Origin of the sequence: Streptomyces sp. NRRL F-5755, from assembly GCF_001279365.1 — a bacterium.
Lineage (GTDB): Bacteria > Actinomycetota > Actinomycetes > Streptomycetales > Streptomycetaceae > Streptomyces > Streptomyces rimosus.
The window spans coordinates 1-528 of sequence record NZ_LGCW01000168.1 but is presented as its reverse complement, the minus strand read 5'-3'; the positions used below and the strand labels follow the sequence as shown (position 1 = coordinate 528).

The window sequence follows — 528 nt, the reverse complement described above, 5'->3', positions numbered from 1 at the left end:
GCTGCGCCTGGGCGGTGCCAGGCGCAAGGAGGCCGAGGAGCGCTCGCTGGAGTGGCTGGAGCGGCTGGAGGTCGGCGAGGTGCGGGCCAAGCGGCCCGGTGAGGTCTCCGGCGGCCAGGGCCAGCGGGTCGCGGTGGCCCGCGCGCTCGCCGCCCGCCCCCGCGTGATCTTCGCCGACGAACCCACCGGCGCCCTGGACTCCCTCAACGGCGAGCGCGTGATGACGCTGCTGACGGAGGCCGCGCGGGACACCAACGCGGCCGTCGTCCTGGTCACCCACGAGGCGCGGGTCGCGGCCTACTCCGACCGCGAGGTCGTCGTCCGCGACGGCCAGGCCCGGGAAATGGCGGGTCTGGCATGACCACCCTCGACCACCGCCCCGGTCCCACCGGCCGGGAGGAGCCCCGGGCCAAGGCCCCGGCCGGTCCGGCCGTCTGGTTCCGCGATCTCGTCATGGGCATGCGCTTCGCGGTCGGCAGCGGCCGCGAGGGCTGGGTCCGTACGGCACTGACCGCCGTCGGCGTCGGC

General features: G+C 76.7%; 1 protein-coding gene. It reads left to right on the top strand.

Translation table 11 applies throughout. The features are described from left to right. On the top strand, positions 1 to 361 hold a 361-nt coding region (locus ADK86_RS16370), incomplete at its 5' end, for an ATP-binding cassette domain-containing protein (protein WP_159393868.1). Positions 362 to 528 lie beyond the last annotated feature (167 nt).